At 64.2% G+C, this 14,159-nt stretch carries 10 protein-coding genes; 6 read left to right on the top strand and 4 right to left on the bottom strand.

Translation table 11 applies throughout. From position 1 onward, the window contains the following. Positions 1-2: 2 nt before the first annotated feature. A complete protein-coding gene (locus AC0L23_RS05230; RefSeq protein WP_085352187.1) occupies positions 3-380 on the top strand; it encodes a DUF6285 domain-containing protein in 378 nt (125 codons plus the stop codon). A gap of 146 nt (positions 381-526) precedes the next feature. On the opposite strand, the gene AC0L23_RS05235 is transcribed toward AC0L23_RS05230, so the two are convergent. After that, positions 527-1,306 (bottom strand): enoyl-CoA hydratase-related protein, encoded by a 780-nt coding sequence (locus AC0L23_RS05235; RefSeq protein ID WP_085352188.1) that lies wholly within the window; start codon positions 1,304-1,306, stop codon positions 527-529. Between the two features lie 210 nt (positions 1,307-1,516). On the opposite strand from AC0L23_RS05235, the gene AC0L23_RS05240 reads away from it, so the two are divergent. Beyond that, the gene (locus tag AC0L23_RS05240) at positions 1,517-2,791 is read left to right on the top strand and encodes an acyl-CoA dehydrogenase family protein (RefSeq protein ID WP_018456970.1); all 1,275 of its coding nucleotides are present in this window, start codon (positions 1,517-1,519) and stop codon (positions 2,789-2,791) included. Positions 2,792-2,959: 168 nt separating this feature from the next. Here the strand turns inward: AC0L23_RS05240 and AC0L23_RS05245 are convergent, their stop codons facing one another. Both AC0L23_RS05245 and AC0L23_RS05250 read right to left on the bottom strand, forming a co-directional pair. Next, positions 2,960-4,540: a fatty acid--CoA ligase gene (locus AC0L23_RS05245; protein WP_026233274.1), complete on the bottom strand. Its 1,581-nt coding sequence runs from the start codon at positions 4,538-4,540 to the stop codon at positions 2,960-2,962. A gap of 228 nt (positions 4,541-4,768) precedes the next feature. Continuing rightward, positions 4,769-5,641, bottom strand: coding sequence for an SDR family oxidoreductase (locus AC0L23_RS05250; protein ID WP_018456968.1), 873 nt, complete (start codon positions 5,639-5,641; stop codon positions 4,769-4,771). 116 nt (positions 5,642-5,757) lie between these two features. Here AC0L23_RS05250 and AC0L23_RS05255 point away from each other — a divergent pair, with 116 nt between their 5' ends. The 4 genes from AC0L23_RS05255 (at position 5,758) to ppc (ending at position 12,986) form a co-directional block, all read left to right on the top strand. Then, positions 5,758-6,567 carry a crotonase/enoyl-CoA hydratase family protein gene (locus AC0L23_RS05255; RefSeq protein ID WP_085362320.1) on the top strand — a complete coding sequence of 270 codons (810 nt, stop codon included), beginning with the start codon at positions 5,758-5,760 and terminating at the stop codon, positions 6,565-6,567. A 128-nt stretch (positions 6,568-6,695) separates the two neighbouring features. Next, a complete protein-coding gene (locus tag AC0L23_RS05260) occupies positions 6,696-8,240 on the top strand; it encodes an acyl-CoA synthetase (protein ID WP_085362321.1) in 1,545 nt (514 codons plus the stop codon). Between the two features lie 171 nt (positions 8,241-8,411). Then, the gene (locus AC0L23_RS05265; protein ID WP_018456965.1) at positions 8,412-8,816 is read left to right on the top strand and encodes a YccF domain-containing protein; all 405 of its coding nucleotides are present in this window, start codon (positions 8,412-8,414) and stop codon (positions 8,814-8,816) included. 1,380 nt (positions 8,817-10,196) lie between these two features. Next, positions 10,197-12,986, top strand: coding sequence for a phosphoenolpyruvate carboxylase (gene ppc, locus AC0L23_RS05270; RefSeq protein ID WP_085362323.1), 2,790 nt, complete (start codon positions 10,197-10,199; stop codon positions 12,984-12,986). A 52-nt stretch (positions 12,987-13,038) separates the two neighbouring features. On the opposite strand, the gene AC0L23_RS05275 is transcribed toward ppc, so the two are convergent. Next, positions 13,039-14,151, bottom strand: a complete 1,113-nt coding sequence (locus AC0L23_RS05275) for an SMP-30/gluconolactonase/LRE family protein (protein ID WP_085362324.1) — start codon at positions 14,149-14,151, stop codon at positions 13,039-13,041. Positions 14,152-14,159 lie beyond the last annotated feature (8 nt).

The raw sequence follows: 14,159 nt of genomic DNA on the forward strand, positions 1-14,159 counted from the left end.
CCATGCAGGACGAGCCGACCCCGATCGAGCTGACGAAGTCGGTCGCCGATTTCCTCCGCAACGACATCGCGCCGCTGATCTCCGGCCACCAGGCCTTCAAGCTGCGCGTGGCCATCAACATCCTCGATCTCGTGACAAGGCAGTTGACGCGGGAGGAGGGGAGCGACGCCGCGGAGGTGGAGCGGCTGCGTGCTCTGCTCGGCATGGACGGCTCGGTGACCGATCTCAACCGCACGCTGGCCGAGCGCATCGCCAAGGGCGAGGTCGATCTAGCGACGCCCGGCCTTGCCGAGCATCTGTGGCAAACGACCATGGACAAGCTTGCGGTGGACCAGCCGAATTACGCGTCGTACAAACGCGAACTCTCGCGAAGCGGGTAGGCGGTACTACACTCTCTGCTGTCATCGCCCGCGAAGGCGGGCAATCCAGTATTCCAGAGGCGGCATTGATTGAGCCGAGAAGCCGCGGCGTACTGGATGCCCCGGTCCAGCCGGGGCATGACGGCGGTGATGAGCCGAGCGACCCTTCACTTCCCCACCCATTTCGGCGGCCGCTTCTCCGCAAACGCCTTCGGACCCTCGATGTAGTCCTGGGACGCAACCATCGCCTTCACGGCCGGATATTCCCGCTGCTCCTCGATCGCCTGCTCCAGCGACACGCCGAGGCCCTTCTGGATCGCCTGCTTTGACGCGCGGATCGACATCGGCGAATTCTTGGTGATCATCTCGGCCCAGCGCAGCGCGGCCGTGAGCGCTTCGCCCTGCGGCACCACCTCGTTGACGAATCCGAGTTCGAGACCCTCCTTGGCGCTGACATGACGCGCGGTGAGGATCATGCCCATGGCGCGCTTCAGCCCGATCTGGCGCGGCAGCCGGTGCAGGCCTCCGGCGAGTGCGGCCAGCCCGACGCGCGGCTCGGGCAAGGCGAAGGTCGCGTTCTCCGAGGCGATGATCAGGTCGCAGGCCAGCGCAATCTCGAAACCGCCGCCCATCGCCACGCCATTGACCGCGGCGATGATCGGCTTGTCGCAGTCGAAGCGCGCGGTGAGGCCGGCGAAGCCGCCCTTGTCCCAGCCCCGCTTGCCGCCGGCGGCCTGCCATTTCAGATCGTTGCCGGCGCAGAACGCCTTGTCGCCGCTACCGGTGACGATCGCGATCCACTGCTCGGGATCGGCGGAGAAATCGTCAAACACCTTGTTGAGCTCGAAATGCGCGTCGGTGTGCAGCGCGTTGTAGACCTCGGGCCGCGACAGCGTGACGATCGTGATCGGCCCCTTGCGTTCCACCTTGGAAAATTTCAGCTCCATCGTGCGCTCCCGCAGTTTCTCGTGAAGGAATATTGCCGGAATACTACCGCGCCTCCGCGCTGGAGCACCATCGAATTGCGCAATGCGCCTTGCGCATCTCACACGTCTCCCATTGCTTGACTTGGCGGCGCTCTTCTCACCTTAATCGTGCGAAGCAAAGCTGCGCCCAGCGCCTTAACGCAAAACGAAAAAATCATCCGGGAGAGAGCCGTGGATTTCTCGCTGCCTGCCGATCTCGTCGCCTATCTCACAGAGCTCGACCTTTTCATCGAACGCGAGATCAAGCCGCTGGAGGCGGTCGACGATAACATCCGCTTCTTCGATCACCGCCGCGAATGGGCGCGCACCGATTTCGAGAATGGCGGCCTGCCGCGCCACGAATGGGAGGCGCTGCTGCGCAAGGCCAAGGATCTCGCAGACGCCGCCGGTCATTTGCGTTTTGCGGTGCCGAAGCAATATGGCGGCAAGAATGGCTCCAACCTCTGGATGGCGGTCATCCGCGAGCACTTTGCCGCCAAGGGGCTCGGCCTGCACAACGACCTCCAGAACGAGCATTCCATCGTCGGCAACTTCCCCGTCGCCACCATGCTCGATCGCTACGGACGCGACGACCAGAAGGCGATGATCGACGGCTCGATCAAGGGCAAGTACCGCATCACCTTCGGCCTGACCGAGCCAAATCACGGCTCCGACGCCACCCATATGGAAGCGCGCGCGGTGCCCGCGACCCGTGACAACGTCAAGGGCTGGATCATCAACGGCGAGAAGATGTGGACGACCGGCATGCACGTCGCCACGCATTGCGCGCTGTTCGCGCGCACGTCAGGCAATGACGGCGATGCCCGCGGCATCACCTGCTTCCTGGTGCCGGCCACGAGCCATGGCGTGAAGATCGAAGAGTATATGTGGACCTTCAACATGCCGACCGATCATCCCCGCGTCAGCTTTACGGACGTGTTCGTGCCGGAGGATGCGCTGTTCGGCGAGGACGGTCGCGGCCTGTCGCTGGCGCAATGTTTTGTCCATCAAAACCGCATCCGGCAGGCAGCGAGTTCGTTGGGGGCAGCGGTCTACTGCATCAACGAGAGCGTGAAGTATGCGCGCGAGCGAAAACCGTTCGGCAAGGCGCTGGCCGAGAACCAGGCGATCCAATTCCCGCTGGTCGAGCTTGCGACGCAGGCCGAGATGCTGCGCCTGTTGATCCGCAAGACCGCCTGGGAAATGGACAAGCTCACCGAGGAGCAGATCGAGCGCACGCTCTCCGACCGCGTCTCGATGTGCAACTACTGGGCAAACCGCCTGTGTTGCGAGTCTGCCGACCGCGCCATGCAGGTTCACGGCGGCATGGGCTATTCACGCCACAAGCCGTTCGAGCACATTTACCGCCATCACCGCCGCTATCGCATCACCGAGGGCAGCGAGGAGATCCAGATCCGCAAGGTAGCGGGATTTTTGTTCGGCTATATGGGGCCGGGGAAGCATTGAGGGATTGTTGCGCGCAGTCTCTCCCCGGAGTCGTCCGGGCGAAGGCCGGGACCCATTACCCCACGGAGAAGTCGTTGCGCGAGACGGCAACTCCGAGTTTTCGCAAAACCCAATCCTGTGGCTATGGGTCCCGGCCTTCGCCGGGACGACGATGTGGCTGGAGTGGTGCTAATTCACCCTTCTATCCTTTCCCGCCCAATACGGCTCCCGCAACTGCCGTCGCAAAATCTTGCCTGAGGGATTGCGCGGCAGCGCCGGCAAAAACTCCACGCTCTTCGGCGTCTTGAAGCCGGCGATGCGCTCGCGCGTGAAGTTGATGATGTCGGTGGCGGTCGCCTGCTTGCCGGGCTTCATCACCACAACGGCCTTCACCGCCTCGCCCCATTTGTCGTCGGGTATGCCGATCACGGCAGCTTCCGCGACGTCGGGATGATCGCACAGCGCGCTCTCGACCTCGGCCGGGTAGATGTTTTCGCCCCCGGAGATGATCATGTCCTTGATGCGGTCGTGGATGTAGAGATAACCGTCTTCGTCCATGTAGCCGGCATCACCCGTGCGCAGCCAGCCGTCGCCGCGCAGCGTCGCGGCGGTCGCTTCCGGCAGGTTCCAGTAGCCGGCCATGTTGGAGCCCGAGCGCGTCGCGATCTCGCCGACCTCGCGCGGCGGCAGCGGCTTGCCGTCAACGTCTAGGATCGCGATCTCGACGCCCGGCAGCGCCTTGCCGGCCGAGCGCATCCGCTCCAAGCCCTCGATATGATCCTCCGGCGGCAGCGCGACGATGGTGCCGGTGGTCTCGGTCATGCCGTACATTTGCACGAACCCGCATTTGAAGATCTCGATGCATTCTTTCAGCAGCGCCGCCGGTATCGGCGAGGCGCCGTACAGCATGTATTTCAACCGGGAGAAATCGATTGTCTTCGCGCGCGGCTGCCGCACCACGAACTGCATCGCCGCCGGCACCATGAACAGCTTTGTGATGCCGGACTGCTCGAAGAAATCCAGCACCTTGGTCGGATCGAACTCGCGCGCGATCACGCCGCGGGCGCCGTGGTAGAGCCCCATCACGCCCCAGCCGGAGCCGCCGATATGGAAGATCGGCATCGCGACCAGCGACACGTCGTCGGTCGACCATCGGTTCCACTCCGGCTTGTCCTCGGCATTGCCTGTTTGCACCAGGTTGAGGAAGTTCGCATGCGACAGCATCGCGCCCTTCGGCTTGCCTGTCGTACCCGAGGTATAGAGCTGGATCGCGATGTCCTTAGTGTCGATCGGCACCTTGGGATCGTCGCCACTCTGTGCATCGCGCCAAGCTGTAAAATCCTGCCATTCCGGCGCGCCGCCTTCGGTGGTGATGACGCTGCGCACGCCCGGCAACTGGTCCTTGATCTGGCGGACCTGGGTGATGAACTCAGGTCCCACGAACAGCACCGGCGCTTTGCAGTCGCTCACGATGAAGGCGACCTCGGGGCCCGCGAGCCGCCAGTTCACCGGCGCCATCACCACGCCGGCCTTCATGGCACCCATCAGCAGCTCGAAATAGTTGTCGCTGTTCTTGCCGAGATAGGCGATGCGCTCGCCCTTGTTCACACCCATCGCGATCAGCGCATTGGCGACGCGATTCGTCTTGATGTCGAACTCGGCGAAGCTGGTGACACGACCTTCGAACTCGAAGGCGATGGCATTGCCGCGGCTCTTGGCGCGCTCGCGCACCATGTCGGCGAGGTCAGCCAATGGCTGTGTGGTGGACATGTCTCTCCCGTGACGTCTTGTTCTTATGCCGCGGAGTGTGGCGTCATCCGCGGGCGAAGACAAGATGGGAGAGGGTACGCCATGGCTTCAGCGTCGTCGTCTTGGCGAAAGCCAGGACCCATAGCCACAAAACGCAATTCGGCGAAGACTGGCCATGGCCAATCTTCGCCAAAGAACATTCGGTGATAATGGGTCCTGGCTTTCGCCAGGACGACTACGGAGAGAGCCTCAGCCCCGCTTCGCACGGTCCTTTTCATTCTGCGCCATGATGCTCTCGCGTGCGGTTTTCCAGTCGTCGTCGCTCCAGTCGCGGAGCTGGTAGAAATTGCCGCCCATCGCGAGCGCCTGCGCGCCGTCCATGGCGATGGTCTCGCCGCTGATCCAGTCGCAACCGCCGGAGATCAGGAACACGGCGACGTTCTGCAATTCCTCCATGGTGCCGACGCGGCCCATCGGGTTCATCGCCTTGGTGCGCGCGCCGGCTTCGTCACCGGGCTTGATGCGCTTGCTCATGCCCTCGGTCGGGATCTCACCCGGCGCGATCGTGTTCAGCCGGATGCCGTAGCGGCCCCATTCGGTGGCGAGCGACATCGTCATGGCATGGATCGCCGACTTGCTCATCGCCGACGGCACCACGTAAGGCGATCCGTTGCGTACCCAGGTCGTGGTGATCGAGACGACGTTGCCGGGCTGCTTCAACGCGATCCAGCGCTTGCCGACCGCCTGCGTCACGTAGAACGTGCCGTGCATGACGATGTTGGCGACGGCGTCAAAGCCGCGCGGCGACAGCTCCTCGCTGCGCGAGATGAAATTGCCGGCGGCGTTGTTGATGAGGTCGGTGAGGGGGCCGTCGCGAAAGATGGTCTCGATCATCTCCTCGACCGCGAGCGCGTTGCGGATGTCGACGCCGTGGCTGGTGACGCGGCCGCCATGCTCGGCCATCAGCTCGGTCGCGGTCTCGTCGCAGACGATCTTGCGCCGGCCGCAGATGTGGACTTCCGCGCCGAGCTGGAGAAAGCGCGCCGCCATCGACTTGCCGAGCCCGGTGCCGCCGCCGGTCACGAGGATGCGCCGCCCCGCCAGAAGATTTTCCTTGAACATGGCTGTTTCCCCCGTCGCGATTGTCGGTTAATTGATCGATTGACTAAATCCGGCCGCCGGCTTCCTGTAAAGCGGCACCGAACAAGAACAGCCGGGAACCAGGGGAGAATTCATCCATGGAAGAGCGCGTCTCGATCTCGATCTCGGAAGGCGTCGCCGACGTGCGCCTGGTGCGCGCGGACAAGATGAATGCGCTGGATCAGGCCATGTTCGAGGCCCTTGTGGCCGCAACGGATCGGCTTTCGAAGGAAAAAGGCGTGCGCGTCGTGGTGATGTCCGGCGAGGGCCGCGCCTTCTGTGCCGGTCTCGACATGGGGCGTTTTGCCGCCATGAAGGAAAAGGGGGGCAATGGAATTCCGGGTGGCGAAAATCGCGACCTCACCAAACGCACGCACGGCCAGGCGAATTTTGCGCAACAGGCCGTGTGGGGCTGGCGCCAGCTTCCGGTCCCCGTGATCGCGGCGATCCAGGGCGTCGCCTTCGGCGGCGGCTTCCAGCTCGCACTCGGCGCCGACATGCGCTTCCTCACGCCCGATGCGCGAATGTCGGTGATGGAAATCAAATGGGGTCTGGTACCCGACATGGCGGGCACGCCGATCCTGGCTTCGCTCGTGCGCGACGACATCTTGCGCGATCTCACCTACACCGGCCGCATCTTCTCCGCGCAGGAGGCGATGGCTTACGGTCTCGCCACGCGCATCTGCGACGACCCGCGCGCTGCCGCGCTCGACGTCGCGCGCGAGATCGCGGGAAAAAGCCCCGATGCGATCCGCGCCGCGAAACGCATGCTCAACAATCTCTCGGTCGATCCGGGCCCCGCGCTACTCGCCGAGTCCGTCGAGCAGCAGAAGTTGATCGGCAGCGCGAACCAGACCGAGGCGGTGCGTGCCAATCTCGAGAAGCGCGCGCCGAAGTTTGCGGATTAGCGCAGACCTCATCCCGAGGAGCCGCGAAGCGGCGTCTCGAGGGATGGGCCACGGGCTCTCATGGTTCGAGACGGCGCCTTGCGCCTCCTCACCATGAGGGGCAACTTCAACAACAAAGAAAAACAACAATGAGCGAAACCTCAAATTTCCTCGGCATCGTCTCCGGCGGGCGCAGCCGCTCCCATGCCGAGGTCGCTGATCGTGCCGACCGCATCGCGAGCGGTCTCAGCCAGATCGGCGTCAGGCAGGGCGATTGCGTCTGCATGCTGATGCGCAACGACATCGCCTTCATCGAAGCCGCCTATGCCGCCATGCGGCTGGGCGCCTACGGCGTGCCGATCAACTGGCACTTCAAGCCGGAGGAGATCAACTACATCCTGAACGACACCGGCACCTCCGTGCTGATCGGCCATGCCGACATGCTGCATGCCTTGCGCGATGCGATTCCCCAAGGCGTCACCGTGCTCAGCGTGCCGACGCCCCCGGAGATCCTGTCCAGCTACAAGATCGATCCCGATCATCTGAAGACGCCGGACTTCGCGATCGATTTCGAATCCTGGCTCGCAGAGCACCAGCCCTATGACGGCCCGGTCGTGCCGCAGCCCATGAACATGATCTACACCTCGGGCACGACAGGCCACCCCAAGGGCGTACGGCGCAACGCGCCGACGCCGGAGCAGGCGGCTGCCGGCGAGCGCATGCGCGCGATGATCTACGGGCTCAAGCCCGGCGCCCGCACGATCCTGCCGGGCCCGCTCTATCACTCCGCGCCGAACTCGTTCGGCATTCGCGCGGGAAAACTCGGCGGCGCACTGGTGCTGATGCCCCGCTTCGAGCCCGAGGAATTGCTCGAGCTGATCGAGCGCTACAAGATCGACACCATCTTCATGGTGCCGACCATGTTCATCCGCCTGATGAAGCTGCCGGAGGAGGTGCGCAAGCAATACGACGTCTCCTCGCTCCGCCACATCATTCACGCCGCAGCACCCTGTCCGGCGGACGTCAAGCGCGCCATGATCGAATGGTGGGGGCCGGTGATCTATGAATTCTACGGCTCGACCGAATCCAGCGCCGTCACCTTCGCGACCTCCGAGGACGCGCTGAGGAAGCCCGGCACCGTCGGCAGGATTTCGCCCGGCGCCGAGCTGCGCTTCATCGGTGAGGACGGACGCGTGCTGGGTGTAGGCGAGATCGGCGAGATCTACTCGCGCATGGCCGGGATGGCCGATTTCACCTACCACAACAAGCCGGAGAAGCGCGCCGAAATCGATCGCGACGGCTTCATCACCTCCGGCGACGTCGGCTATATCGACGAAGAGGGCTACGTCTTCATCTGCGACCGCAAGCGCGACATGGTGATCTCGGGCGGCGTCAACATCTATCCGGCCGAGATCGAGTCCGTGCTGCACGCGGTGCCCGGCGTGCATGATTGCGCGGTGTTCGGCATCCCCGATGCCGAGTTCGGCGAAGCGCTGATGGCGGTGGTCGAGCCGCAAGCCGGCGTTACGCTGGGTGCCGCCGAAATCCGCACCCGCCTGAAGGCCTCGCTTGCCGACTACAAGGTCCCAAAGCACATCGAGATCCGCACCGGGCTGCCGCGCGAAGACTCCGGCAAGATCTTCAAGCGGCGCCTGCGCGATCCCTATTGGGAGCAGGCGGGGCGGAAGATCTAGCGGTGCGTAGCCCGGGTGAGCGAAGCGATACCCGGGATAACAACCAGTAAGACCCGGATGTCGCTTCGCTCATCCGGGCTACACGAGCACGCGAATACGTGAGCGGCTTTATCGATCGCAACCTCGCGCATCGTGCTATACTCACGGGATCATTGACCTTCGGATCATCCCATGGCTCCCGTTTCCATCCTGCTAAACCTGCTCTGGATTCTCATTGGCGGCGCCTGGATGGCGCTCGGCTGGCTGGTCGCCGCGGTCATCATGGCGGTCACCATCATCGGCCTGCCCTGGGCGCGGGCGGCGTTCAATATCGCCGTCTACACGCTGATGCCGTTCGGCTCGCGGGCGGTCAGCCGCTATGAGGTCACCGGTGTCGAGGATGTCGGCACCGGCCCGCTCGGGGTGATCGGCAACATCATCTGGTTCGTGCTCGCCGGCTGGTGGTTGGCGCTCGGCCACCTCTTCACCGCCGTGGCCCTCGCGATCACCATCATCGGCATTCCCTTCGCCTGGGCCCACCTCAAGCTCGCCGGCATCGCGCTCTGGCCGATCGGCAAGGTGATCGTGCCGGCTTAAGGCAAACTCGTAGGATGGGTAGAGCGCCAGCGAAACCCATCAAACCGTCCGCTGATGACGAAGCATGATGGGTTTCGCAAGCGCTCAACCGATCCTGCGCGCTGATTCGAAGTGGACCACGACTGCTTTCAACGTGGCATAAGTATCCTGCCCCTCCGCAATGCGTCACATTTCATTGCAACTTTTTCCCGACTTCATTGTTGACGAGCGGGAGCGAACGCGGCCGCAACGTGCCGCGGCTGGCCCTTGGTTCATTCTTATCGGGAGGCGATTGCATGAAGTGGCTTTGCTTGATGGGCTTTGTGGCGGGGGCCATTGCTTTAACACCCACACCTTCTGCTTCGGCGATGCCCGTTGCCAAGCCGGACGCACTGGGCGCGTCTCAGACTGACACCATCGAGGTCAAGGGCGGCCACGGACATGGCGGTGGCCACGGGTGGGGTCATCGCGGCGGCCGTGGTCATCATTACGGCTGGGGCAGAGGCCGAGGCCATCACTATGGCTGGCGGCACCATCGCCACTGGTAAGCGTCACTATTGTCCCGAGATTGGAGTCGGGTGGCCGCTCAATGCTTCCGACCCACAATCCCTCGCGTTGCCCGACGGGCAAAACCCGCCACATGCAGGTCAATCGATCGGTTCTCCAATATTCTGATTGACCGAATTCGCTTCTTCGGGTAAACCGCAACTATTCCGGCCCGCTAAAAAGGGCGTTTCGCGATCGTCACGATACGTGAGCCGGGATGCGATGGACGCGGCAGCGCCGGCGCGTGACGAGATGGCAGGGCGGGCTACGCCTGTGAGCCATCGCGATCCGCGCGAACGACCCGGCGCGGTCACAGCGGTTCTTTTCGGCTTCGGTGGCGAGCACGCGCGAGCTTCCGGATGTCCGGGGAGGGACGTCCGCGGACGGCAAAAGCGTGTGGTCCTGACGCCCGGGGTCTGTGCGTCAAGGCTTGCGGTGATGTGCGGCCCGACCGGGTGGGCGCATCGATCATCTGCGAGGCGACGGGGGCAATAGTGCATCGCTGCCCGGCGAGAGCGCGCCATAAGCCGTAAACCATTGCGCAGGGAAGGCCGGGATGTTCCGGCATCACCTGTGGTTACCCCCGCGTGCGTCTTTCGCTTGCGGACCCTGGGTGCCAGCCGGCGCCCGGCCTTCCCTGCGCCCTTTTTTATCGATGAGGGCGAAACGACAGCAAAACTCGGGCCCGGCGCCGCGAGACCGCGGACGTGTGCGCGCGTCCGTCGGCAAGGCGCATTTCTCCCATGATAGGTGATGTTGCCGCGCCGCCCCCAACTTCATCTTGCGCTGCGGCAAAAAACTTGCACACTCGGCTGAGCCGGGCAGCCAAGCGAGCTCGAACAGCGGAGCGAGCCAATGTCCCTCCAGACCATATCATCCGACACCGCCGATCAGCGCCCCAACCGCCCCGAGGACGTCCAGGCGATGGAGGCGGACGCGCGGATGCGGGACGACATCCGCCTGCTCGGGCGCATTCTCGGCGACACGGTGCGCGACCAGGAGGGGCCTGAATTGTTCGATCTGGTCGAGCGCATCCGGCAGACCTCGATCCGATTCCACCGCGACGAGGACCGGCTCGCCCGCCGCGAGCTCGAGCAGATCCTCGACAGCATGTCGACCTCCGAGACGGTGCGGATCGTCCGCGCCTTCAGCTATTTCTCCCACCTCGCCAACATCGCCGAGGACCAGAACAACATCCGCCAGATGCGCGCCAACAAGGGCGGCGGCTCCGGCGTGCTGGCCGAGACGCTCGCCCATGCGAGGGCTGCGGGCATCGGTGCCGATGCCCTGCGCAACTTCTTCAAGAGCGCGCTGGTCAGCCCGGTTTTGACGGCGCATCCGACCGAGGTCCGCCGCAAGAGCACGATGGACCGCGAGATGGAGGTAGCTAGCCTGCTCGATCGTCGCGAGCGCGTCGCGCTGACGGCGGAGGAGGCCGCCGCCAGCGACGAGCAGCTCCGCCGCGAGGTGCTGACGCTGTGGCAGACCAATCTGCTGCGCCGGACCAAGCTCACCGTGCTCGACGAGGTCGCCAACGGCCTGTCGTTCTATGATTACACGTTTCTCCGCGAGGTGCCGCGGCTGGTCAACGCGCTGGAGGACCGGCTGGAGGAGGGCGGCGAGCAGGCGGCCGGCGAGCTCGCCTCGTTCCTGCGCATGGGCAGCTGGATCGGCGGCGACCGCGACGGCAATCCCTTCGTCACCGCCGACGTGATGCGCGGCACGCTGCGGCTGCAGTCGAGCCGGGTGATGCAGTTCTATCTGAATGAGCTGCACGTGCTCGGCTCGGAATTGTCGATCGCGGCCCATCTCGCCGACGTCTCCGAGGAGCTGCGCACGCTGGCGGAGCGCTCGCCCGATACCTCGCCGCACCGGAGCGGCGAGCCGTATCGTCTTGCGGTCTCTGGCATCTATGCGCGCCTGACTGCAACGGCCGAAATGCTTCAGGTCGAGATCACGCGCCGGCCGGTCGGCAAGGGCGCGCCGTATGACAGCGTCGGGGAGCTCAAGGCCGATCTCGACGTGCTGCACCGCTCTCTGATCTCCAACAACGCCGGCGTCATCGCCCGCGGCCGGCTGCGGCTGCTGCGCCGTGCGGTGGACTGCTTCGGCTTCCATCTGGCCCGGCTCGACATCCGCCAGAACTCGGCAGTGCACGAGCGCACCATCGCCGAGCTGATGGACGCCGCCAACCCCGGCATGTCCTATCTCGCGCTCGGCGAGGACGCGCGCATCTCCCTGCTCACCAACGAGCTGCGCTCGACGCGCTCGCTGGTGTCGCCATTCGTCAAATACAGCGACGAGACCATGGGCGAGCTCAACGTCTTCCATGCCGCCGCCGAGGCGCATGCGAAGTTCGGCTCGGACGCCATTCCCCAATGCATCATCTCGATGTGCAAGGGCATGTCCGACATGCTCGAGGTCGCGGTGCTCCTGAAGGAGGTCGGTCTCGTCCATCCCTCCGGGCGCAGCGCGATCAACATCGTGCCGCTGTTCGAAACCATCGAGGATCTGCAGGCGTCTTCCACCATCATGGACCGCATGCTCTCGCTGCATGATTACCGCCGGCTGGTCGACAGCCGCGGCAGCGTGCAGGAGGTCATGCTGGGCTATTCCGACTCGAACAAGGATGGCGGCTTCGTCACCTCGGGCTGGGAGCTCTACAAGGCCGAGATCGGCCTCGTCGACGTGTTCGAGCGCCACGGCGTGCGCCTACGCCTGTTCCATGGCCGCGGCGGTTCGGTCGGCCGCGGCGGCGGACCGAGCTATGATGCCATCATCGCCCAGCCCGGCGGCGCGGTGAACGGCCAGATCCGCATCACCGAGCAGGGCGAGATCATCTCGTCGAAATACTCCAACGCCGAAGTCGGCCGCAACAATCTGGAGATCCTGGCAGCCGCAACGCTGGAGGCGAGCCTGTTGCATCCGCGCCAGAGCGCGCCGCGCCGCGAATATCTGACCGCGATGGACGAGCTTTCAAGCCTCGCCTTCAAGGCCTATCGGGGCCTCGTCTACGAGACCGACGGCTTCGTCGATTATTTCTGGGCCTCGACGGTCATCAACGAGATCGCGACGCTCAACATCGGCAGCCGCCCGGCCTCGCGCAAGAAGACCCGCGCGATCGAGGATTTGCGGGCGATCCCCTGGGTGTTCTCCTGGGCGCAATGCCGCCTGATGCTGCCCGGCTGGTACGGCTTTGGTAGCGCGGTCGAGCAGTGGATCGCGGAGCATCCCGACAAGGGCATGCCGTTCCTCAAAGAGCTCTACAAGGAATGGCCGTTCTTCCGCATGCTGTTGTCGAACATGGACATGGTGCTGGCCAAGAGTTCGATCGCGATCGCCTCGCGCTATGCCGAGCTCGTGCCCGACGAGGCGCTCCGCGAAAAAATCTTCGGCCGCATCCGCCGCGAATGGCATTCCTGCATCGAGACGCTGCTGGACATCATGGGCCAGGACCGTCTGCTGCAAGGCAACCCGCTGCTGGAGCGCTCGGTGCGCCACCGCTTCCCCTATCTCGACCCGCTCAACCACGTGCAGGTCGAACTCTTGAAAGAGCACCGCGCGCAGAACCCGGACGAGCAGGTGCTGCGCGGGATCCAGCTGACGATCAACGGGATCTCGGCGGGATTGAGGAATACGGGGTAGAGACATGGTGAGTGGCGAGTGGAATCGATTCGCCACTCACCATTCGCTGCACTCAACAGAAATGCGCGCCCTGCGTCTCCACATACACCGCATAGAGCGACTGGCTCGCGGTCATGAACAGGCGGTTGCGCTTCTTGCCGCCGAAGCAGACGTTGGCGCAGGTCTCGGGCAACAGGATCTGCCCGATGCGCGCGCCGTCGTTTGGCGCGAACACCTGCACGCCGTCATAGCCGGGGCCGACCCAGCCGGCGCCGACCCAGATGTTGCCTTCGGTGTCGACGCGCAGGCCGTCGGGGAAGCCTGATTTGCCGTCGAGCGTCATGTCGATCAGCTTCTTCGGGTTCGAAAGCTTCGCCCCATCGATGTCGTACGACCACACCACGTTCTTGGCTTCAGGATAATGCGTGATGCCGGTGTCGCAGACATAGAGCTTCTTGTAGTCCTGACTAAAAGCGATGCCGTTCGGCTTGAACGGCTCGTCGGCCACCTTCGCGACCTGGCCGCTCTGCGGATCAATGCGATAAACCGCTTCCTTCTGATGGGGCTGCAGCGAGCCGGTATTGGCAAGCTTGCCCTCGTAGATACTGATCGCGCCGTAGCCGGGATCGGTGAACCAGATCGCCTTGTCGTTGGGATGCATCACCATGTCGTTGGGGCCGTTGAGCGGCTTGCCGCCGGCCTGCTCGGCCAGGGTCGTCACCGAACCGTCGTGCTCGTAGCGGACGAGCCGGGTGCGCTCGGCACTGAGCTGGCGCCCCTCGGTGTCGAACGAGTTGCCGTTGGCCTCGTTCGACGGCTTGTGGAACTGCTCGGAGATGTGGCCGTCGTCATCGAGGTAGCGCAGCTGCCGGTTGGCGGGGATGTCACTCCAGACCAGATATTGCCCTTGCGCATTCCACGCTGGCCCTTCCGCCCACAGGCAGCCGGTATAGAGCCGCTTGATTGCGGTGTTGCCGACCTTCGCCTTGAAGCGCTTGGGATCGATGGCAATGATGTCAGGATCGGGATAGCGCTGCGGCTCGGCATTGGCGCCGAAGTCGCGGGCGTCCGCGCGTGAGGCGAGCAGGGCGGATGCGGCAACGGTCGCGGCGCCCTTGAGGAGCGTGCGGCGGGCGAGGCCGCTGCCTGCAGTCGTGTCGTCGGAGTCGGTCAGCATTCTTGTCATGGTTTCCT

The organism is Bradyrhizobium sp. MI1.4 (assembly GCF_055811315.1).

What these genes read in the sequence shown, in the direction of transcription:
- AC0L23_RS05230 (WP_085352187.1), top strand. Translation starts at nt 3, where the DNA reads ATGCAGGACGAGCCGACCCCGATCGAGCTGACGAAGTCGGTCGCCGAT.
- AC0L23_RS05235 (WP_085352188.1), bottom strand. Translation starts at nt 1,306, where the DNA reads ATGGAGCTGAAATTTTCCAAGGTGGAACGCAAGGGGCCGATCACGATC.
- AC0L23_RS05245 (WP_026233274.1), bottom strand. Translation starts at nt 4,540, where the DNA reads ATGTCCACCACACAGCCATTGGCTGACCTCGCCGACATGGTGCGCGAG.
- AC0L23_RS05250 (WP_018456968.1), bottom strand. Translation starts at nt 5,641, where the DNA reads ATGTTCAAGGAAAATCTTCTGGCGGGGCGGCGCATCCTCGTGACCGGC.
- AC0L23_RS05255 (WP_085362320.1), top strand. Translation starts at nt 5,758, where the DNA reads ATGGAAGAGCGCGTCTCGATCTCGATCTCGGAAGGCGTCGCCGACGTG.
- AC0L23_RS05260 (WP_085362321.1), top strand. Translation starts at nt 6,696, where the DNA reads ATGAGCGAAACCTCAAATTTCCTCGGCATCGTCTCCGGCGGGCGCAGC.
- AC0L23_RS05265 (WP_018456965.1), top strand. Translation starts at nt 8,412, where the DNA reads ATGGCTCCCGTTTCCATCCTGCTAAACCTGCTCTGGATTCTCATTGGC.
- ppc (WP_085362323.1), top strand. Translation starts at nt 10,197, where the DNA reads ATGTCCCTCCAGACCATATCATCCGACACCGCCGATCAGCGCCCCAAC.
- AC0L23_RS05275 (WP_085362324.1), bottom strand. Translation starts at nt 14,151, where the DNA reads ATGACAAGAATGCTGACCGACTCCGACGACACGACTGCAGGCAGCGGC.